This is a genomic window from Massilioclostridium coli (assembly GCF_900095865.1).
Classification (GTDB): Bacteria; Bacillota; Clostridia; order Oscillospirales; family Ruminococcaceae; genus Massilioclostridium; species Massilioclostridium facile.
This window is the reverse complement of record NZ_FMIZ01000007.1, coordinates 71,934-93,911: the sequence shown is the minus strand read 5'-3', so window position 1 is coordinate 93,911 and position 21,978 is coordinate 71,934. Positions and strand designations below refer to the sequence as shown.

Here is a 21,978-nt window from a genome sequence, read left to right as displayed (position 1 = left end):
ACTATTTCTGTTGTATCCATTTACGAAAATACAAAACTAATGATGCCTATTAGTACAAATTCTATCACAGTATTGTACACTTAACTCCTCTTTTTATTGTAGATCTAAGCATAATTTCTAATAAATCAAAATAGTTGGAGTTTCCTTTTGGAAAATCTCATGCTTAACAAGAAGATTTATCTGGTTTTACTAGTATTATTGCCATTAAAATTATAAAAAAACGGTACTGCCATTGAGAAAACAGTACCGGTATATTTCCTTTATTTTCCTAAATCTCTTAAGTAACGGATGGCAGCAGTACCTGCCAGTGCGCCATCACTAACCGCTTTGGAAACTTGTAATAATCCACCAACGCAATCCCCTGCGGCATACAGTCCGGGTATATTGGTTTCCATATTCTCATTAACGATAATCTTATTGCCTTCAGTCATGGCACCAATTTTCCGCGCCAGATCACTGCTTCCTGCCACCCCTTGTGCAACAAAAAATCCGGATATTGTCAAAGCTGTTCCATCCTCCAACAATACCTGTTCTAAAGCTTCATTACCGATTAACTCGCTGATTTTTGCCTGGTTAATCTGCACTTCTTCTGGGAACACAACTTTAGGTTGACTTCCATTAGTCAGTAAAGTAACAGAACCCACAATAGGAAGCAGTTCTTTTACTTCGTGAAGGGCATACTCCCCATCCCCTAAAACAGCCACATGCTGTCCACGGTAGAAAAAAGCATCACATATGGCACAATAGCTGACGCCCATTCCTTCAAACTCTGTTAAGCCTTTGACTTTAGGCCGTACCCTTTGGGAACCAGTAGATAACAAAACACTATCCGCTTTGTATTCCCCATTTGCAGTTTGTACTACAAATTTACCATCAAATGAAAGTCCCACTACTTCATCTTCCACAAAATGCGCTCCCAAGCGTTTAGCGTGTTCCACTCCATTCTGAATCAACTGTTTCCCAGAAATCGGCTGTGGAAAGCCATAGAAATTATCAATGGATTCCGCTTTTTCCAATGCGCCGCCATCCTTCGCAATAATGGTAGTTTCAATCCCCGCACGCAAAATATATAACGAAGCTGAAATTCCAGCTGGTCCTTTTCCGATAATAATCATATTTGCCATTTATCATCCCTCCATTTGCTTTTATCATACCATATTTTATGGATACAATCAAACAAGAAAAAAGGCCAACATCACCCTAAAAATGACGTCAACCTTTTCAACAACTCACCTGTAAGCTGTTCAAAAACTATTCGTAATGTCCATTTAACATAATTTTTGCAGCTTTATAAATATCACCGCAGCCTAACGTAATCACCAAATCACCTGCTTTGGCATGTTGCAATACATAATCCGCTACTTCCTGTTGAGTTGGAAACCAAACGCAGCCATCAATTTTATCCGCCAAATCTTTTGCGTAAATATGGTAGGTATTTTTTTCACGGGAACCCATAATCTCGGTTAACACAGTGTGATCTGCAATCGATAGGGCTTCCGCAAAATCATCCAATAACATTTTGGTTCTGGAGTAGGTAAATGGTTGATGTACTGCCCATACCTGGTTAAATTTTAAAGATTTCGCCGCCTTAAGGGTTGCGGCAATCTCCGCAGGATGGTGGGCATAATCATCGACAATGGTAACGCCGTTTACTTTACCCAATAATTCAAACCGTCTGCCAGCACCCTTAAATGCATCCAATCCTTTTGCCAGTTTTTCTACTGGGGTACCTGCTTCCAAAGAAGCAGCACATGCGGCCACGGAATTTCCAATATTATGGTCTCCTGGTACATGGATGTCCAGTGTAGTTAAAAACTCCCCTTGATGATATAAATCATACCTAGTATGAAGCCCATCAATATGGGTAATATTTTTTGGATAATACTCATTGGTATCCATAATCCCATAAGAAATTTTCTTTTTTCCCTGGATGCGTTTTACTACTTCAACTGTATTTTCATTATCCCCATTATAAATAATTGCCTTGGACGCCTTATTGCAGAACTTTTCAAAAGATAATTTTAAATTATCCATGGTTTTAAAATAATCCATATGGTCACAGTCAATATTAAGTACCACTGCAATATCTGGAGAAAGATGCAAGAAAGTGTCTACGAATTCGCAAGCTTCACAGGTCATAATCTCAGAATCACCAGAACGCCCATAGCTGTTGATGGATTTTAATTTTCCTCCAATCACTGCGGAAGGGTCCATGTCAGCATCTAATAAAATTTGAGTCAGCATAGCGGTTGTAGTGGTTTTCCCGTGGGTACCGCTGACACAAATACAATCTGAATAACGCTCCGTAATGATCCCCAATAATACACTGCGCTCAATGGTAGGAACGCCACTGGCCTTTGCGGCAATCAGTTCCGGATTATCCTCCATAATAGCAGCTGTATGGACAATTAAATCTGCGCCTTCAATATTTTCCGCTTTCTGTCCCATGGTAACCGGAATACCTAAGGCGCGAACCATCTTTAAAATATCGGATTCGTTGTTGTCCGACCCTGTTAAATAGTAGCCCTCTTTGTGCAAAATCTGCGCCAAAGGGAACATTCCAGAACCACCAATCCCAATAAAATGTATATGTTTTTTTCCTTGCAATAAATTGGATTTTTCAGCCATTGTGCTTCACTCCCTATTATGAATACCATTCTACCAATTATGATAACTATAAAAATAGATTTCTATTATAACACATATTTTATATTATATTGCAAATGGACAAAAAAATAAACCTATAAAGCCGAAACTTTTTGTTTTTTTTAAATATTTTTTAGAAAAACAGGAAAACATGGTTAAATTTTCTACTTCTGCCCATACTACTGTTACAAAACACCCTTTTGATAAGACAGGAGGAAATACAAATGACCATAACAGACGTAAAAATTAGAAGAACCTTTACAGAAGGCAGATTAAAAGCGATCGTATCCGTTACCATCGACCAATTGTTGGCAATTCATGAAATTAAGGTGATACAAGGTCCAGAACGGTTGTTTATTGCCATGCCTAGTAAAAAGGATGGAACGGTATTCCGGGATATTGTACACCCAATTTCACCAGAATTCCGTTCTATCTTGGAAACAACTATATTACAGGAATATCAAAAACATATGAATGGCGATTCTTCTGAATCATCCTCCTCCGGAAAAACAGCATAATGCTGGGATTCCTCCATTTGAAACAGCCCAAAGAATGGGCTGTTTTTTTGTTGTAGAACGCATCATTTCTACCAGTAGGGATATCCTATAAAAACTTTCCTTTAAAATATCAAGTATAACAAGCTGCAAATAGCAATCGAATAGCATCGATTCGAACAACAATCCCCAGGCTTATGAGTTGTGAAGTGAGTAATTATAAAAAAGAACATTAAAAAATTGGCAATGAACTTACAGAAAAACAAGCTTGATACATATAAATGTTCACAATATAAAACCTGTTTTATGAATCAAAAATTTCTTTCTATGGGGTTACATAGGAAAGATAAAAAATGCTCCCTTTTATCTAAACATTTTTACATTTATTATCTAATAGAAAAATACCGGTAAGATCTTATTCCTACCGGTATCGTATGTTCAACAAGAAGAGTCCCACAACACTAGTTTCCCCTGTTTTCTAGTCTGGTTTAAATCAATAATCCGTTGGTTTTCTGAACCACGAAACTTTAATTTTAAATTCCGCAATTCCAGTACAAATTGGCCGTCCACCAATACATCCACATACTGGATAATTTCTTTTTGGAAAGGATTCAGATCTTCATACCGGTACCCAGTCCACATCCAAATCGTTTTTCCTGTCTCCTGTTTAATTCTTCTTACAAGGTGAAGCATATCCTCATCCTGTTGGAGGGGTTCCCCGCCTAAGATACTGGCGCCAACTATATTTTCGTTTTTTAAATAGGTCAAAAATTCTTCTTCTGCTTGTTCACTCCAAGGCTGACCAGCAGAAAAATCCTGATATTCTTCATTAAAACATCCTTTACAGTGAAAGCGGCATCCTGTTACAAACAGCGTAGAACGGATACCAACACCGTTTGCCACATCATATTTCCGTATCTGTGCGTAACGAATTTTAAGCTTCCCCCTTTTTTGAATTATAAATGTAGTACCCTTTGTTTCATCTCTTTGGTTTTGCCTTCATTCCAGAAATGGAGCCCTAAATAACCGCAAGTACGCCGTACTACTGTCAATTTGTTTTGGTCACGATTTCCACAATTTGGACATTCCCACTGGTTATCATCATTGATTTTAATCTCCCCATCATAACCACAAACATGGCAGTAATCTGATTTGGTATTAAATTCAGCATACTGAATATTATCATAAATAAATTTTACCAATTGTTCCAGTGCTTCTAAATTATCCTGCATATTTGGAATCTCAATATAAGAAATGCAGCCACCTGTACTAATTTTCTGGAACTGGCTCTCAAACGCCAATTTAGAAAATGCATCAATTGGTTCCCGTACATCTACATGATAAGAATTAGTATAGTAACCTTTGTCAGTAACATCCTTAATATTTCCAAACTTTTCTTTATCAATTTTAGCAAAACGGTAGCAAAGATTTTCTGCAGGAGTGCCGTATAGCCCAAAACCAATGCCTGTTTCCGCCTTCCATCTGTCCACAGTATCTTTTAAGTGGTGCATTACTTTTAGCGCAAATTCCTGGCCTTTTTCACTGGTATGGCTTTCTCCAATCATCAGCTTCGTCATTTCATAAACACCAATGTACCCTAATGACATGGTACAGTATCCATTTTCCAATAATGGGTCAATGGTATCTTCTGCATCCAAACGGGCGATTGCACCATCCTGCCAATGAATTGGAGAAACCGCTGCTTTTGTCCCCTTTAGTAGTTTGTGTCGACATAATAAAGCTTCATAACAAAGGTCTAAACGGCGATCCAATAAACGCCAAAATTTCTTTTCATCTCCGTGGGAAATGATAGCAATTTGAGGCAGATTTAAAGAAACAACACCTGCGTTAAAGCGCCCTTCAAATTTCACATCACCATTTTCGTCCGTCCAAGGAGATAGGAAAGAACGGCACCCCATGCAACTGAATACATTTCCATCATAAATCTGCCGCATTTGTTTCGCGGAAATATAATCAGGATACATCCGTTTTGCACTACATGGAATCGCATAATCACGGGTAATATAGTCATATTTTCCACCTTGTAAACAGTTGTTTTCATCCAATACATAAACTAACTTTGGAAAAGCTGGGGTTACAACTACTCCCTGACGGTTTTTTATTCCCAGAAGGCGTTGACGAAGAATTTCCTTAATAATCAAAGCAACTTCCCGTTCATATTCATAGCCTTCTTCAATATGCATGAATATCGTTACAAATGGTGCCTGACCATTGGATGTTTGTAATGTATTAATTTGATATTGGATGGTTTGCACCCCAGATTTTAACTCATCCATCATTTTATCTTCCGCCAACTCTTTACACAAAGCTTCATCATAGCCTTTTTCTTTAAAATGGCGGTATGCTTTATCATGAGTACGGCGAAGATATTTCCCTAAATGCTTGATATTTACCGATTGCCCACCATATTGACAGGATGCAACCTGTGCCATAATCTGCGTCATAACAGTACAAGCAGTTTGAAAACAGGTTGGAGACTCAATCATAGCATCGTTGATAACAGTTCCATTATCCAACATATCCTCAATATTAATTAAACAGCAGTTAAACATTGGACTCATGGAATAATCCAGATCATGGTAGTGTAAAATACCGTTTTGATGCGCCTGTACAATTTTAGTTGGCAACAAAATCCTTTGTGTAATATCTTTGGAAACCTCACCGGCAATCAAATCACGCAAAGTAGAATTCAGTACAGGATTTTTGTTGGAATTGTCCATTGCTACCAGATAGTTTGTGCCTTTTAATAAACCTAAAATTTCGTCGTCTGTCGTGTTAATAGAACGCTTATATTCCTGGATTGCACGGTAACCTTCGTAGCTTTTCGCAGTTAATTCCTGCCCTTTTTGAATCAACTTGCTATAAACGGCATTTTCAATTTCCCGAATCGTAATATCATCAATCCTATTTGCTGCTTGCAGTTCAATTTCATCTGCAATAATAGCAGCGGAATCCTCATCAATAATACCGCTCCCATAGCTCATAGCTTTCATAATTGCATTATAAATTTTTTGTTTGTCAAACGCAACAACTCTGCCATCCCGTTTAATTACTTGCGTGTTCATGAGTTTAACCCTCCTACTTTGTATTTTTTAATCGTACCCTATATTGCCATTTATTAGCGCTTGATTGCCCAATCTGGTCGCCAATAAATGGCACAAAAAAAGCATACCCTGAAAAAGGCATGCCTACAGAAAATATTTCATACCAGCATACCTGTTGCCATGACCCGTAGCAACTGGATGATACAGACGGATATTCTGACTTAAGGTTTCATACAAATATAACGCCTTCCCAGAAAACCAGTGGCAAATGCTATATTTAACCCTATCACAGCGGCGGCACCGTTCAGGAATTTCACCTGAATTCCCCGTTATACTCTGTATACAGATTTATAACACCACAATATGTAGTTGTTTTATAAAATTATTACAATATATATTGTAACACTATTTTATCTTCTGTCAATAGCAAAAAAGTTTTTCAGCATTTCGCACCATAATAAGTATAAACCTAGGGTAAGATTTGGCCAAAGGTTAGGAATTTATTTTTATATATACAAAAGGCTAAAATTTGACAATCAAAAAAACAAATACTCCTTGTTGATTTATTTATATATACCTTTCTTCCAAACAATTAAATATTTACAAATAATTTGCTGCTAGTTTCACTTATATCATTTTCTATATATAATAAAACAACTAGTGTTGTAAAAATAAAATGTGTAGTTATCCAATGCTATACCCGATTATAAAAAATATAGAAAAAAGGCCCAGTAAATTACTGAGCCTTTTGGTTTTAAAATTCGATTTTCAAATTAAGAAATATCAAATTTATTTGTTGTGTTTTTTGCGCAGTGCAATTACAGATGCACCTGCGATACTTAACAGAGCCAAACCAGCAATTGGAGCAACATCGCCTGTTTTTGCTGCGTTTGCTTTCGTTGTTGTACTTTCTTGACCTGTTTGGGTTGTATTATCAACAGTATTATCTTCTGCTGTGTTGTTATCCACTGCTACCAGTCCGCTCATTGCAGCCTGTACGTTTGCTACTGCTGTATCTACTTCTTCCTGAGTTGCATTTTCATTTGCCAATACATCATTTGCTTCTGCAACTGCTGCTGACAATACTGCATAGCTTTCTGCTGTATATGCGTTTGCATCTACATCATTTGCTTTTGCCACAACTTCTTCCAGGATAGATTTATCCGCTTTGTATCTCAGGTTTAACATTGCGTTCAACAGATTAGTTTCTGCTGTTTCGATTTCTGCTTGCATTGCGTTATCTTTATCCGCAATCAATGCTTCTGCCGCTGCCAATGCTTCTTTAAATTCTGCTTGGCCAGCTTCTACATATTTGCTTAAATCAAATTCTTTTGCTGTAGCTACCAACTGTTCCAAAGAAGTAATATCGCCTTTTACAAAGCCTAATTTATGGATTTCTGTCATCAATGCTTTCCATGCTGCATCTACTTCTTCCTGGGTTGCCGCATTGTTTTCTGCTACTTTCTGTGCTGCTGCCAATGCTTCATTGAAAGATTCCTGTACATCTTTAATCACATTGTTAAATTCTTCACTGTTTGCTGCATTTTCCGCATATGCGATTACTTTGTTCAGGATATCTTTATTGGATTCTACTGGTGGTTTTGGAGTTTCTACATTTGGAGAGTTGTAAACTTCCATTTCGGATAATTGCAGGTAGTAATAACCAAAGTCTGTTACTTTTGGATTCAAGTTATATGCGTACAGTTTTACATATTTTGCATCAACTTCATCAAAACTGAATACGATTGGACCATAACTTGGAACTGGATAATCTTTTTCAGATGCTACAGTTGTCCAGTCTTGTCCATTGGTGGATACCTGGATATCAAATGTTTTTGGGAAACCATAGCAAGTTCCAGGAGTGGATGGGGATTGTGTTGGAGCGTAGAATACAACAGAGTTGATTTTTTGTACTTCGCCTAAATCTACGCTTACCCATTCCTCATGGTCTTTGGTACGAACTTCACCAACATCACTGGAGTAACCAGTATATTCGCCTTTTTCAGTCAGATTTTTACGGTCGCCATCTACTAAGAAGGCTTTACCCCAACCCCAATCTGGGCTTTCATAAGTAGAACGAGCATCTACTGCTCCGTTCTGAGCATAGTTTTCATATTTATTGGCATCTAAGTCAGCAATTGCTTTTTCCAAATTCGCTTTTAATTGATCCAACTCTTCATTGGTTTTATTAATATCACCACAAGCTTCTTCTGCTGCTGCCAAAGCGTTATTGAATGCATCAATATATTCTTGTGGATGAGCAACTGGGTTTGGACTTTCTGCATTTGCTACCAATTCTTTCAAAGCTTGTCTGCTTTGATTAATATGAGTTTTTACTTCTTCAATCGCAGCTAAAACTTTTTCAGTCATAGTATCAATTGCAGTTTGATCTGCTGTTGAGTCGTTTACTAAAGCTTCTGCTTCATCAATAACAGCTCTGAATGTTGCCCAAGCATCTGCATCATAATCAATTTGGTCTAATCCATTTGCCTGGTTGATTGCAATCTTCAAATCCAAAGTATCAACAGCATTTTCATCTTTCACTACAGAAGTAGAGAACTGATAGGAGCCTGAAGTTACTGTCAAATAAGTTTTACCGTCTTTTGCTTCAGAATTCAAAATACCTTCTACACCTTTGCCTACTGCTACTTTATCAACAGAATCAGATGGTAAAATAACAGTTGCTGTAGAACCTACTGGAACTGTGATATCAAAGGTAGCATTGTTGCCATCCCAAGTCCAATTACTAGTGATAGTACCACGAACAGTATCAACAGAAACATTTGCGTAATCTTGTGTACCGCCTACCATTGGTTCAATAGTAAAGGTCTTGTAGCCATCTTTCATATCTTTGATACCACCAATGCCTTTAAACAGCCATTCGTCATAGGTACCTAAGAAATAGTGGCCCAAAGAACGGGAAGTATCTTCCCACATTTCCCACAGGGAAGTTCCGCCTTTATGGTTTGCCATATAACCCCAGCTTGGATAAGAAGTTTGTTCTAAAATCTTGTAAGCTACATCAGCATAGCCGTTTTCGCTTAAGACTGGCAAAATCAGTTCTGTACCAACACAACCGGTATCCAAGTGATAATTTTTATCTCTAATATCTTTTACCAGATTGAGCAATACACCTTCTTTGTATTCTTCTGGAACCAAACCAAATGCCAGAGGAACCAAGTTAGAAGTTTGACGGTATTTGCTTCTGTGTGGACCAATATTGCTCCAAGTTGTTGTCTCATAAATTTGCTGTTCTGGACGATAGAATTTAGCGTTGAATGCTTCATAAATATTAGCCATTGCTTCACGGTATTCAGCAGCATCTTCCGGTTTATTTAATTTATCTGCCAAGTCAGCCATAACACTTAATAGGCGGTAAGCAAAACCGGTACCAGCGATACCACTACCTTCATTTGGACTCTCACTATATTGTAAGCCAGAGTTTTCATCGCCTTGACCCATTGGGGATACCCAGTCAGCCAGCTGCCCATCACTCCATGTCCATCCATTGCTCTTGCTATATTCAATATCTTTTAGCGCCAATTCTCTCATTGCTGGATATTGTTCTTCAATGTAGCTTTCAATACCATAAGTATCCCACATTTGGTCTACACCAAACACAAAGATGGAATTCCATACAACAGTATTGTCATTTCCCCATCCCTGTGTTGGAACCATGTTTGGAACATTGCCCAGTTCATCCTGGCAGTCTTCCATGGTTTCAATAAATTGGGTTAACATATTTTCATAGCCATAGTTATAGGCCATTGTTTGTAAAGCAACGTTAGCATCACCAAGCCAACCATTTTTCTCCCATACTGGAGTATCAGTTGGTTTGCCCTGCATATTGTTTGACATGGTTGTCATCATCATATCATGCAGATGGTTAATCAGTTCATTAGAACTTTCAAAATGACCTGTGATTTCCATATCATTGCTAGTACGATAGCAAATAATATCTTCTGCTTTTAGTTCTCCTGGATAGTTATCAATCTGAACATATTGGTAACCTTTATAACTAAATTTTGGTTCAAAGGTTTCGGTTTCTCCACCTTTACAGATATAGTTATCCTGTTGGTTGTAAGCTTTTGGCCACCAACCGGAGTTAACGCCATCTTTACCACCTAATTTTTGAACAGTTCCATCTTCATTTAATTTTTCACCATATGTAATGGTAACTTTTTGGCCTGGTTCCGCATTGTGCATGTTCAGTTTAATCCAACCGGCCAACATTTCAGGAACATATAAAACATAGGAGCCATTATCCAGTTTCTTCACTTGATCCTGGGATAATGTAATTGACTTAGTACGACGGATTGGTTCCATCACCTGAGCGGTCAGTTCACCTGTTGGAGCTTCCATCTCCTGAGCCGGAGCCCAATCTTCTTCATTATAGTTTGCTTGATCATAACCTGTTAGTTCTTTACGGGCATCATAAGTTTCACCATAGTAAATACTATTTGTTGTAATTGGACCATCTTTGGTAGCTTTCCAGCTCTCATTATCAGTAGCAATTGTTTGATGGGTGCCATCGGTGTATTCAATATCCAGTTCCATTCGAAGTTTTGGATCATCTCTCCAGGCAGCATCTTGCCAGTTCCATACAGAACAGGTTTCATTATAGAAGCTATTCCCTAATTCAACACCAATTGCATTATTACCTTCCTTCAATAGGTTGGTTACATCAAATGTACGATACAAAACAGTTTGAGTGTATTGGGTATTTGCTGGATTCAGAACAGAATCGTCTGGTAGCTGGCCATTGATCTTCATTTCAAAGAAACCTAAACCAGCAACATATGCCCGAGCATTTTTGATTTCTTTGCCTTCAGTTGTAGAAAATTCTTCACGTAGTACCGTTGCAGCAAAAGCATCTTCTGGGCTTGGTTCTACACCTGTACCCCAAGGAGACTCACCATATTTTACAACCTGGTCAGGAACTAATCACTGGCTATCATCAAAATCAGCGGAAGTCCATCCTTCTACTGGTTCGGTCTCGCTTACTTTCCAACTGTCATCCGTTACAAAAGTATCTTTTGTGCCATCGGTATAAGATACTTCTACTTTAGAAAGTGCCCCTGCATAGCCGTTGGTGCTGTTAAATGCGTCAATCGCAATTACGTTGTTACCATCTTTATTAATTTGTTTACCAATCTCAAACAGCTTACCATTTTTCCAGGAGTCAGTACCACCATTTTCACCAACTTTTTCTCCATTTACATATAGAGAATACTCATCATCAGCAGTTACACCAACATATACGCTGCTAATCTCTTTTTCAGTATTCACAGTAAATGTTTTTCTAAAATACTGGTGCCCTGCTGGAACTCCTGAAAAACCGGAACCATTTCTTCTCCAAATCCAGTTCGCCCCATCAAAGGTCATGTCAGTACCGTTAATACCAATCCATTCCCCTTTCCATTCGTCCTGGTTCAGAATACCGGTCTCAAAGGTGGATACATCACTCCAACCAATACTGTTTTTGTCTTCGTCCCAAACTTCTACAGCCCAATAATATTTTGTCTTAGAATCCAATGCAGGACCAGCGTAAAGGACATCGTAATTATCTTCACTTTGGATTTGTTCAGAGTCCCATACATCCCCTTTGTGGGCTTTTGCATTCTCTTCTGTAGAAGCCACAATAATACGGTAAGCGGATTGTCCTTTACCATATTCATTGGAACCTAACTGCCAACTAAAAGTTGGTGTTTTATCGATTCCTAATGGTTGATTCAAACTGCTTACCTGCAAACTATCAATATCCATTTCTCCATTTGTTGCCGCAAAAGCATTTAGTGGGGTTAATGTAGTTGCAGTAATAGCAGCTGCCAGTAAAACAGCCAGCAAACGTCTGCTTTTTTTCACTGTTTCTCTTCCTCCTTTGTAATAACATCACTGCCACTCTTTCTCTTGAGTGATAGATAAAATGAAATAATGATGTAAATAAAAAAGGAGGCTGTAAAAATGGAAATTTCCTTTCTAATATGTAACAGCATCCTCCCTTGTATCATCGTGAATAATCATAACACTTTGAGCTTTTAAAGTCAATAAAAAAACCTCCATTTTTCACAATTATTATAATAATAAGATGATTTTTATGGAATATTAAACAAAACACAATTACACTTATTGGTGATAGTGCCAAGATATTGCAGTTGTCAACTATAAAAAGCTTTTTATCCCCAATACATACTATATTTTTAAAATAAAACGTTTATTTTTCAATTGTATTTTTATATATAATATAAGTCTATCGCTTTTCTATTGGGGTTATCAAAACATTTGTAATTTGGTGTTATACATATAAAAAATCAGCACTAACGCTCAAAGTCAGTGCTGATCAATAGCTTTTTATTCTGTTGCGCCATCAGTAGAAGCCGCGGCATTTGCATCAAGGTAGCTTCTTAAGTCTGGTATTTCTAGCTGAACTTCATCCCCATATTGTTCAATACTGTAGCTTACCCGATATTCCGCATGTAACGTTTCCCCTTCTGCAGTCATGTCAGTTTCCAATTCATAACGGAAAGATTTTGGTTCACCATTTTCTCCTACTGTAACCGTACAAACCAGTGAATCTACATCAAAATCAACCGGTACCTGTTCTGTATCTATATAGGAAATAGATTCCATTAACCATGTTGCGAGATTTACCGCATTTTTTCGATTTAATGTAATTTCATAACTGGTATTTCCTTCATCATTTTTAGTGGATACACTTTTAATATCCTCTGCTTTAAAATCTGTCCCGATTTTACCATAACCAGTCATCTGTTGAAATTGTTCCTGAGTAAGCTCCTGTACAGTGTTCCCTGTACTAGTTCCATCTGCTGAACTAGAACTGCTTCCACTTTCATCAATAACACAATAGTTTGTTCCGTCAGACTCTAAAATCGTGCTAGTTGGTTCTTGAGTAGTGGTACTAAAGGACAAATAACTTTCTACCAACTGTTTTCCATCCTGATTTTTTGTAGTATACCGTGAACTAATTCCCTGCATGGAAGAGTTGTCGTTATATTCAGTTGTTAAAGAACCAAATAGACTAAATACATATCCTGAAGATTCATTAATTGTTTTTGCTGCATCTTGGAATGTTTGATATGCTCCTTGTTTTTCTTCTTCGCTTGTTCCACAGGCAGTACAACACCCTACTAATAATGTACCTGCCAATAATACTGCTAATACTTTTTTAAACATGATTTTTTCCATCCTTTATTTGTGATGATAAAGCATTATAATGCCAAATAAAATAGTTCCCAAATAAGCAATTCAGCTTATAGCTAAAGTCTATTTTTATTAAGGGGTATTTTATTTTTGTAATTTATTATAACATATCAAAACGAGATTGACTATGTTTTTATATGATATTTTTGAATGATTTTTATGACATATTCTATGGATAGAGCCAAAACAATTATATATTTTACACAAAAAATAAGCAAAAATTTTTCTAAGATAAATTTTGTTACTACTTTGATTCATCATTTTTATATCCATTATAAGGAAGAAATCGTCTTTTCACTATATTAAATAATACTCCATTTTTATAAAAAGAACGTATTTTAAAATAGTTTAATTGTTTTTTATTTTGTAAATGCTACTAAGCCGGCCTGATATGGATGATCCAGGTAAAGGATATCCTCAGCTCTATTCTGAAAGCGCAATAATTTAAAAATAATAGCTAAATCTCCTCCGCCAGCAAATATCATCACAATACCAATGATAAATGTTAAAGCAGAGCCTATGAAAATTGAAATAATGGAAGGAAAAATTCCTAAAAGTATGGTAGGCATTATAGCTCCAATGATATATTCTACTTTATTCAGTGGTTGGCTACAAGAACAGTAAGGAGTTAGGTATTGGAGGATAAAACCAAATGATATGGATTTCCAATGATTTTTTGCAAATATACCCCAGAAAATTCCATGAATAAGCTCATGGATGACAATTAACAGAACTAACAAAACAAATGCCAAAAACGCCTTATCAATTTGTAATAGAATGGAACTGACTGGATGTTTTATGAAAAACCAGGCTGTTAATAATAAAGCGATAGGCATCCCTAATACTATTGCCATAACATTAGCATAAACCAGCCCGATTGTTAGGTTATGAGAAACATAACCGTTGGACTCCAACTCTTCTTTTACTACTTGAAATTTTTCTTTTCGTTGTTGTTCAGATTTTGTCAGTTTCCTTTGGCGTTCTTTTTGGTATTGGTTTTTCAATTAGATACCTCTTGTAGTAGTTTAAAACAAAACAACAAATTAATAATGCCCTTCATTTGTCTTTTGTTTAATCAAACCGTCTCGATAAGCATTGAGTAACAGGGATAAATCGTATATTTTATCGCTTAACTCGGTACCAATATCTGTATCCATTACCTTCATGCGTTCTTTGATTGTTTCAAAAACTGTAGAGTTGGATTGAATGTCCAGGTTATTTTTAATTGCTTTATCTACGCTTTCAAAAGGCTGATGGGACATAAGCCGCATTCCATAGGAATTGTAAATCAGTGTATATCCCGCAATCCCAGTTGTTGGCTGGTATGCCCGACAAAAACCACCATCAATTACAATCAAGCGGCCATTTGCACGGATTGGATTTTCCCCATCAATCGCTTTGACAGGGACATGTCCGTTGATAATATGGGATACCCGTTCGTTTAAGCCAAATTCACGGATAATTTTAACAGCGAATTCCTCTTGTTTGCTTACCACATAATAGGGATTTTTTGCTTCTGTCCAAGTGGATTTATCTTCAATAAACAGGCGTTCAAAGGTAGTCATTTTAGAACGTCCAAATAATGGAGAGCGTTTTCCACACCATAAATACCACATAAAATCACAACAAGAGCGTTTATATTTGGTTTCTTCCATGTGGAAATATGCCTGGCGTGCAGTAGAATCTGCTAAGTCCATCAGGGCTTTTCCTTTTGCCACAGTGCCGTTGACGTTTACTTCCATGAAATCACCATTTTCTTCCATAGGCAAACAGCCATGAAACAATAAATTTTGGTTGAAACAGGAATAGATGCTCCCATGGGAATATAAAAAGCGCACGTGTTCGTTTAGATGAGTACTTTCCCGAAAAGACTGCTTTAGGTCTTTCATTAATTCTTTTTCTTCTGATGTTAAAGCGTAAGGGTCAGCCTCATTAATCGTAGGGAAGAAGGTGTCATTCATAGGATAGGATTTTCCCTCAATGATAACAGTACCTTTTGAGAAATCAATTTTATCCAGAAGCAAACGATTTTCCATATCATATTCTGGATGGCGTTTAATGACAGCTCCCTCTAATTTAAATAAAATAATCGCAATTGCCTTATGCATTTTAGCAACTAGCTTTAAATCCTTTTGTGCAGTATGTTCAGAACGGATTGCACGGGGGGCAAAGTTCTCACAGTTTAAATAGTGATTTTCCGCAAACAATGCTAATGGTCGCAGATTAATCCCATACCCCTGCTCTAATACTTCTAAACGATTGAACGCAGCACAGTTGTTGATTACGGTTGCGATACAGGCAGAACTTCCTGCTGCTGCCCCCATCCATAAAATATCATGATTACCCCATTGGATATCCACAGAGTGGTGGTCCATTAACATGTCCATAATCAGGTCAGGGCGAGGACCACGGTCAAAGATATCCCCTACAATATGTAAGCGGTCTACTGCCAAGCGCTTAATTAAGGAAGATAATGCAATAATAAACGCATCCGCATTATGTAAATTGATAATGGTATCCATAATTTTGGTATAATACATGGTTTGGCTTTCTTCGCCATATTCCGCATGAAGAAGTTCATCAATAATATATTGGAACTCTTTTGGCATTGCTTTACGCACTTTAGAACGTGTGTATTTTGATGCTACTTTTTTACAAATTTTTAGTAAACGCTGCAATGTAATCATATACCAATTGTCAGTATTGGCTTTTTCTTTTTTAATCATTTGCAACTTTTGTTCAGGATAATAGATTAAAGTACAAATTTCGGACCGGGTTTCTTCGTCCAAAGTATCGCCATATAACATATCTACTTTTTCGCGTATTACACCAGAACAATTATTTAAAATATGCTTAAATGCTTCATGTTCCCCATGTAAATCACTCATAAAATGCTCGGTACCTTTTGGTAGATTGATGATAGCACGCAGATTGATGATCTCGGTACAAACACTTTGAATTGTTGGATATTCTTTGGACAAAAGATCAAGATATTTGCGGTTTTTTTTCACTTCATCCGTTAAATAGCTCATTATTCCCCTCCTGCGAATCGATTAAGTTAGGTTTAGTATACTATAAAATTATGAATATTATGTAAATAGATGGATGTTATTTAGCAATTCAGACTAAAAAATGAAAGAAAAAGATTGTTATTTTTATAACATTATATTGTTGCTGAATCAAACAACGCATTCTATTGTATCTTAGATAATTGAAATAATTTGTCATATAAAATAGGAAAGCAACTTAAAATAATAGAGAAATAGCAGCCTATTTAGAATCATAAGCTGCTTAGAAAGATGAAACGATAGATTCTTGACACATCTTCCGGTATTGCCTTGGGGTTAAGCCAAATTTTTCTTTAAATAACTTAGAAAAATATTGGCTATCTTGGAAACCGGATTCTTCCGCCACCTCTACAATGCTAGTATCCGTAGTTTTGAGGATTTCCCGGGCGTGTTGGAGTTTAGCATTCTGGACTAGCTGTGTAAAGCTTTGTCCGCAATGTTGCTTAATCATCCTGGAAATATAACCGGAGGAATAGGAAAATCTTTCCTCTAAAACAGATAAGTTGACAGTGTTGCTATTTTGATTGATATAGCTAATAATATCCAGTAATGATGCTATTTTAGGCTGCGTTTCCGCATTGATATTATTTTCTTCCGCATGTATTCTTGCCAATAGGGTAAACAATACAGCAAGAAGATATTGTATTACATTTCCATTCCCAGAAGAGGAACGTTCACGGACTTCATAGATTAAATTTGTTACAATATCATCCACTTGGCCATCTTGTTGAGCAGGAAAATATAAAAATTCCTGGCTGGTATTGATTTGATACATATAGCTGACAATAAAATTACTGAATAATTTATTATCTGATAAAAGAAGCAACATTGATTCTTCAAAAAGGGAACGGCTAAGCATAATATTAAAGACACAATCCTGCTCATGTAAAGTATGTAAACAATGTAATACATTAGGGTTTAATAGAAGGATGTCTCCTTGTGACAGAATAACTTCATGGTCACGGAAGGTATTGACGCATCCTCCACGGTAAACATAAACCATTTCGTAGTAATCATGGTTATGGAATACTGGAGAATGTTTTGTTTTGATAGGAGGACCATGCAGAATAATGGATAATCCATTGTTCATGGGATTTTGCTCATTTTCAATGGATACCGTAAAAAATCCATATTCATTCAGTTGCTGTCTATGCTTTTTTATAACAGAATCGCTAAAACTTAAATGGAGTACTTTTTCTCGTTCTGATGCAATTAAATGGTCAATATACATAAAAACTTTCCTTCTTAATTTACTATATTACACATAGTTGGTATTCTTATTCCCTGTTTTCGTGTTGTCTATTCTCTTGTTTCCAAAATAGATGTTCTGCTACAATTATTATAACACAGAAAAAGAGATTCGGTAACTTGATATGAAATATTATTGATGCTATTTTTGTGTAATTGAAACCATTTCAGAGAGGGAAATGGGTAGTAGGTTATTTTAGGTATAGGAGGCATGATTGCCAATAATACCTGTATTGAAAGGAGAACAATGGAATGAAAAAAACAAAACGCTACGCAGCGGCTTTATTGGCAGCTGTTATGGTTTTATCCCAAGGGGCTGTTGTAAACGCTGCAACATTTACAGGGGAAACAAATAATTTAACTGCTTTTGAGCAGGAATTCCTTTCCCCGGATAAGGATGCGAAACCATTTATGCGGTGGTGGATTGCACCAGGACGTATGAACGAAGAGGAAATTCGCAGGGAAGTAAAGGAATTTGCAGATGGGGGCTATTCTGGCGTAGAATTACAATGTTTGGAACTTGCAAAGAATTGTTCAATCAATGATGAAACATGGAACCAGACAATGAAGTGGATTTTACAGGCTGGATTAGATTACGGCGTACAGATTGACTGTACCATTGGGCAGATGTGGCCAATCGCTACCCCAGAAATTACAGATGTAGACGATATCCGTGCAGAACAGTTATTACTGAATGCAAGTGCTGATTTTACTGCTACTGCCGATGCAATGATTTATACGACAGAAAGCTATGTATTTCCAAAGAATTTAGATCAAAACCGCGATTATGAACTGATTGCGGTGACAGCAGCGAAGAAATTAGCGGATGGAAGTTACGATTCTTCTACAGCATTAAATTTATTGGATGGAAATCAGGAAATAGATTTTAACCAGGAAACTGGTAAAATGTCTTGGACAGCTCCTTCTGAAGGGGATTGGACTGTATTCTATTTTTATCGCCAGTCTGCTAACCATACAGTTGGGTTTGGGGTAGAACAATATGTAATCGACCACATGAGTGCAGATGCTACCCGTGCTGTTACACAAAACTGGGAAAACGCAATGAACAGCGATCCAGAATTGAAACGCCTTTATGAAGAAAATGCTGGAAGCTTATTTGGTGATTCCTTTGAATTAAAGAGCAATTTGTGGACACCAAAAATGCTAGAAGAATTCCAAGCCCGACGTGGTTATGATTTAACCCCATATTTACCTGCGATCAACAGTAATTTTAGTGAAATTGGAGACCGTGTACGGGATGACCTTTATACTACTATGACAGAACTTTTGGCGGAAAACCATATGGGCGTCTTCAATGAATGGGCGGATTCTCACAACATGACTTTGCGCTATCAGGCATACAGCAGTAAGGGGAGTAGTCCATTTGAATTGACTGATCCAGCACTTTATACCGATATTGTAGAAGTAGAATCTTATGCGTTGAGTGGAACCAATCCAGATTCTTATCGCCAGCTTAGTGCCGTACCAAACATGAGAGGGGATAAAATCTTTTCCGCAGAAGCAGCGGAGATTGGAAACGACTCTTGGCGTGAAACCTGGACGGATACTCAATTGCAGAGCGGAAGCGATAACCGTCATTTAGGATTTATGCACTATGCTTATCGGCTTTTCTCAGCTGGTGTAAATAAGGTGGTATTCCATGGTTCTACCTATAAATTTACCGATACAGAAAATATGTTTTTCCCAGTCCAAGTGACTTGGCCAGGATATTCTGCAATGTCCGCTTTAAGTTATGGTAACGAATGGGACGATAAAACTCCAATGTGGGAAAATGTAGATATAATGACAGATGCACTTTCTCGTACTCAAATGGTACTGCAACAGGGACAAGGAGATGTTGACTTGGCAGTATACCGCTGTATGTATGGAAAAGGGAATATCCAATCCGATATTACACCAATTGAACAGGCTGGATATACCTATGACTATGTGACCCAAGCAATTTTGAATATGGACAATGCTGTTGTTGGAACTGAAGATGGTAAAACAGTTCTTGCAGCAGATGGCCCATCCTATAAAGCGTTAGTAATTGAGCCAATGGGGGATGGCACTGTACCTGAAATGTCATTGGATGTTGCAGAAAAAATCCTAAATTACGCAAAAGCAGGATTGCCAGTTGTCATTGTAGGGGAAGCGCCAAGCAAAGTAAATTCTTATCCAGGAAGTAACGAAAATGTAGGTTCCTCCGAACTACTTGCGGATGCTGACGCACAGCTGGTTGCTTATATGGATGAATTAAAAGGCCTTGATAATGTAAAAACAGTTGCAGACCGTGCGGAATTAGTTACTGCGCTTTCTCAACTGGAAGTTTCACCGGATGCTCAGCCGGAAACACCTTCTAATATGTATTATAACCATCGCACCACAGAGGATGCGGAATTATACTTTATGTATAATGATTATGAGAATGAATTAGCTGAAACTGTAACCTTAAAAGGAGAAGGAACTCCTTATTTACTTGATCCGTGGAGCGGTGAAATTACACCAATTGCAGAGTTTATCTCCAGCAATGGAATGGTTACCATTAATGTTGATTTGGATTCCCAGGACGCAATGATGGTTGCCATTGCCAAAGATGGTTGGAGCAGTAAAACATTAGAAAATACAGTACAACAGACCAACGCAGATAATGCAGTATACAATGTGGATACTGACAGTTTGGCATTGCGTTCCACTCAAGGAGGAAATTTGGATGCAGTTTTGAATGATGGAACGTCTGTTCATGTAACAGCAGAAGCTGCAGAAAATCCAATGGACTTAACCAACTGGACAATGGTATTAAATCAGTGGACAGAAGGGGAAAACGTCCATGATACAAATATTGTTCAGAGTGATACCTATGATTTATCTGAAACAGGCCTGGTACCTTGGTATGAAATTGATTCCAATCTGAAAAACGTAGCAGGTGTAGCGGAATATACTACCTCATTTGAATTGGAAAAAGGATGGGAACAAGGACAGGGTGCGTATCTCGACTTTACCGATGTTTCTGACGTTGGACGTCTGTTCGTTAATGGAACAGAAGTGCCAATGAACCAAATTTCTCTCCATACCGATATTGGTCAATATCTGGTTGCTGGGAAAAATACAATTGTCGTAGAAGTTTCCAGCAATATGTCCAATGTCATGTTTGGCAAAACACCTGATAATACCTATAATTTCGGCATTATTGGAAATGTTACCTTAACACCATATACACAAACAGAAATAGTTGTTTCTAAAGCAGATAAAGGTATCTTAAATTCTGTGATTGCTTATGCGGAACAGGCCAAAACAAGCGGGGAATATGACAATGCTATTGAAAGTGTACAAAAAACATTTGATGCAGCATTGGAAAATGCCAAGGCAGTAGCAAATAACGCAGCAGCAACCCAGGAAGAAGTAAATGCAGCATGGAAAACCTTAATGAACGAAATTCATAAACTGGGGTTTGTAGCTGGAGATAAAACAGCGTTAGCTTCTTTGATTGAAGCAGCCAATGGAATCAATGCGGAACTTGACCGTTATGTAGAAGCGGGAAAAGCGGAATTTACCGCAGCATTAGAAGCAGCGCAGAATACTTACAATAATGGAGACGCTATGCAGGCGGAAATCAATGAAGTAGCGGATAATCTGTTAAACGCAATGCTGAATTTACGATTCAAAGCAGATAAGTCTGTTTTAGAAGATGTTCTGGCGGAAGCAGACAAAGTGGACGCAAACGCATACACAGCCGAGAGCTATGCAGCATTACAAGCGGCAGTAGCGGAAGCAAACGATGTGTACAACAATGAAAACGCAACCCAGGAAGAAGTAGACGCAGCAGTAACAAACGTACAAGCTGCAATGGATCAGTTAGTAGCAGTAGATGGAAGTGTTTCAGAAGAAATAACACCGTCCACTGATGATACAGCTACTCAAACTGGACAGGAATCTACAACAAAAGCAAATGCAGCGAAAACAGGGGATGCTACACCACTGGCTGGAGCTGTTGCAGCAGTGATAGCAGGTGCAGTATTGTTCACCTTACGTAAGAAAAAATAGTTAAAATATCATAGTGTGTAAAAACTGGCTTGGATATTGATCCAGGCCAGTTTTTATAATTTAAAGGAGCTTTTATTATATTTAATAACTACTTTATTAATAAAATAAATTGAAAAAGAAGAATAAAAACATACGTATAAATTCCTTGTTTTAACAGACACTACAGTTATCTACTATATAGAATAATTACCA

Annotated in this window: 12 protein-coding genes and 1 riboswitch; of the genes, 2 read left to right on the top strand and 10 right to left on the bottom strand. The window is 37.4% G+C overall.

Annotated features, from left to right (window positions below; all coding sequences use genetic code 11):
- Positions 1-260 precede the first annotated feature (260 nt).
- Both BQ2683_RS05930 and murC read right to left on the bottom strand, forming a co-directional pair.
- Positions 261-1,124: an NAD(P)/FAD-dependent oxidoreductase gene (locus tag BQ2683_RS05930; RefSeq protein WP_069988108.1), complete on the bottom strand. Its 864-nt coding sequence runs from the start codon at positions 1,122-1,124 to the stop codon at positions 261-263.
- A gap of 127 nt (positions 1,125-1,251) precedes the next feature.
- Positions 1,252-2,628: a UDP-N-acetylmuramate--L-alanine ligase gene (gene murC / locus BQ2683_RS05925; RefSeq protein ID WP_069988107.1), complete on the bottom strand. Its 1,377-nt coding sequence runs from the start codon at positions 2,626-2,628 to the stop codon at positions 1,252-1,254.
- 242 nt (positions 2,629-2,870) lie between these two features.
- Between murC and BQ2683_RS05920 the strand changes: the two genes are divergently transcribed.
- Positions 2,871-3,164 carry a SpoVG family protein gene (locus BQ2683_RS05920; RefSeq protein ID WP_069988106.1) on the top strand — a complete coding sequence of 98 codons (294 nt, stop codon included), beginning with the start codon at positions 2,871-2,873 and terminating at the stop codon, positions 3,162-3,164.
- Positions 3,165-3,578: 414 nt separating this feature from the next.
- Here BQ2683_RS05920 and nrdG read toward each other — a convergent pair whose 3' ends face one another.
- The 8 genes from nrdG to BQ2683_RS05880 all read right to left on the bottom strand — a co-directional run bounded on the left by nrdG (position 3,579) and on the right by BQ2683_RS05880 (position 17,725).
- Entirely contained in the window at positions 3,579-4,058 is a 480-nt protein-coding gene (gene nrdG / locus BQ2683_RS05915; protein WP_338061271.1) for an anaerobic ribonucleoside-triphosphate reductase activating protein, read from the bottom strand.
- 38 nt (positions 4,059-4,096) lie between these two features.
- On the bottom strand, positions 4,097-6,226 hold the full coding sequence (nrdD, locus tag BQ2683_RS05910; RefSeq protein ID WP_069988104.1) for an anaerobic ribonucleoside-triphosphate reductase: 2,130 nt from the start codon (positions 6,224-6,226) through the stop codon (positions 4,097-4,099).
- 168 nt (positions 6,227-6,394) lie between these two features.
- Positions 6,395-6,572, bottom strand: a riboswitch (cobalamin riboswitch).
- A gap of 422 nt (positions 6,573-6,994) precedes the next feature.
- Positions 6,995-11,023 (bottom strand): family 78 glycoside hydrolase catalytic domain, encoded by a 4,029-nt coding sequence (locus tag BQ2683_RS05905; protein WP_268873779.1) that lies wholly within the window; start codon positions 11,021-11,023, stop codon positions 6,995-6,997.
- Positions 11,024-11,149: 126 nt separating this feature from the next.
- A complete protein-coding gene (locus tag BQ2683_RS05900; RefSeq protein ID WP_069988102.1) occupies positions 11,150-12,070 on the bottom strand; it encodes a glycoside hydrolase family 78 protein in 921 nt (306 codons plus the stop codon).
- Positions 12,071-12,556: 486 nt separating this feature from the next.
- The gene (locus BQ2683_RS05895) at positions 12,557-13,399 is read right to left on the bottom strand and encodes a hypothetical protein (RefSeq protein ID WP_069988101.1); all 843 of its coding nucleotides are present in this window, start codon (positions 13,397-13,399) and stop codon (positions 12,557-12,559) included.
- Positions 13,400-13,785: 386 nt separating this feature from the next.
- Positions 13,786-14,430, bottom strand: coding sequence for a DUF3267 domain-containing protein (locus BQ2683_RS05890; protein ID WP_069988100.1), 645 nt, complete (start codon positions 14,428-14,430; stop codon positions 13,786-13,788).
- A gap of 39 nt (positions 14,431-14,469) precedes the next feature.
- Positions 14,470-16,458, bottom strand: a complete 1,989-nt coding sequence (locus tag BQ2683_RS05885) for a fructose-bisphosphatase class III (protein ID WP_069988099.1) — start codon at positions 16,456-16,458, stop codon at positions 14,470-14,472.
- A 259-nt stretch (positions 16,459-16,717) separates the two neighbouring features.
- A complete protein-coding gene (locus BQ2683_RS05880; protein WP_069988098.1) occupies positions 16,718-17,725 on the bottom strand; it encodes an AraC family transcriptional regulator in 1,008 nt (335 codons plus the stop codon).
- Between the two features lie 269 nt (positions 17,726-17,994).
- Between BQ2683_RS05880 and BQ2683_RS05875 the strand changes: the two genes are divergently transcribed.
- Complete coding sequence (locus tag BQ2683_RS05875; RefSeq protein WP_069988097.1) at positions 17,995-21,786, top strand: glycosyl hydrolase; 3,792 nt, start codon at positions 17,995-17,997, stop codon at positions 21,784-21,786.
- Positions 21,787-21,978 lie beyond the last annotated feature (192 nt).

Coding starts and splice junctions, on each gene's coding strand:
- BQ2683_RS05930 (WP_069988108.1), bottom strand. CDS start 1,124: ATGGCAAATATGATTATTATCGGAAAAGGACCAGCTGGAATTTCAGCT.
- murC (WP_069988107.1), bottom strand. CDS start 2,628: ATGGCTGAAAAATCCAATTTATTGCAAGGAAAAAAACATATACATTTT.
- BQ2683_RS05920 (WP_069988106.1), top strand. CDS start 2,871: ATGACCATAACAGACGTAAAAATTAGAAGAACCTTTACAGAAGGCAGA.
- nrdD (WP_069988104.1), bottom strand. CDS start 6,226: ATGAACACGCAAGTAATTAAACGGGATGGCAGAGTTGTTGCGTTTGAC.
- BQ2683_RS05895 (WP_069988101.1), bottom strand. CDS start 13,399: ATGTTTAAAAAAGTATTAGCAGTATTATTGGCAGGTACATTATTAGTA.
- BQ2683_RS05885 (WP_069988099.1), bottom strand. CDS start 16,458: ATGAGCTATTTAACGGATGAAGTGAAAAAAAACCGCAAATATCTTGAT.
- BQ2683_RS05880 (WP_069988098.1), bottom strand. CDS start 17,725: ATGTATATTGACCATTTAATTGCATCAGAACGAGAAAAAGTACTCCAT.
- BQ2683_RS05875 (WP_069988097.1), top strand. CDS start 17,995: ATGAAAAAAACAAAACGCTACGCAGCGGCTTTATTGGCAGCTGTTATG.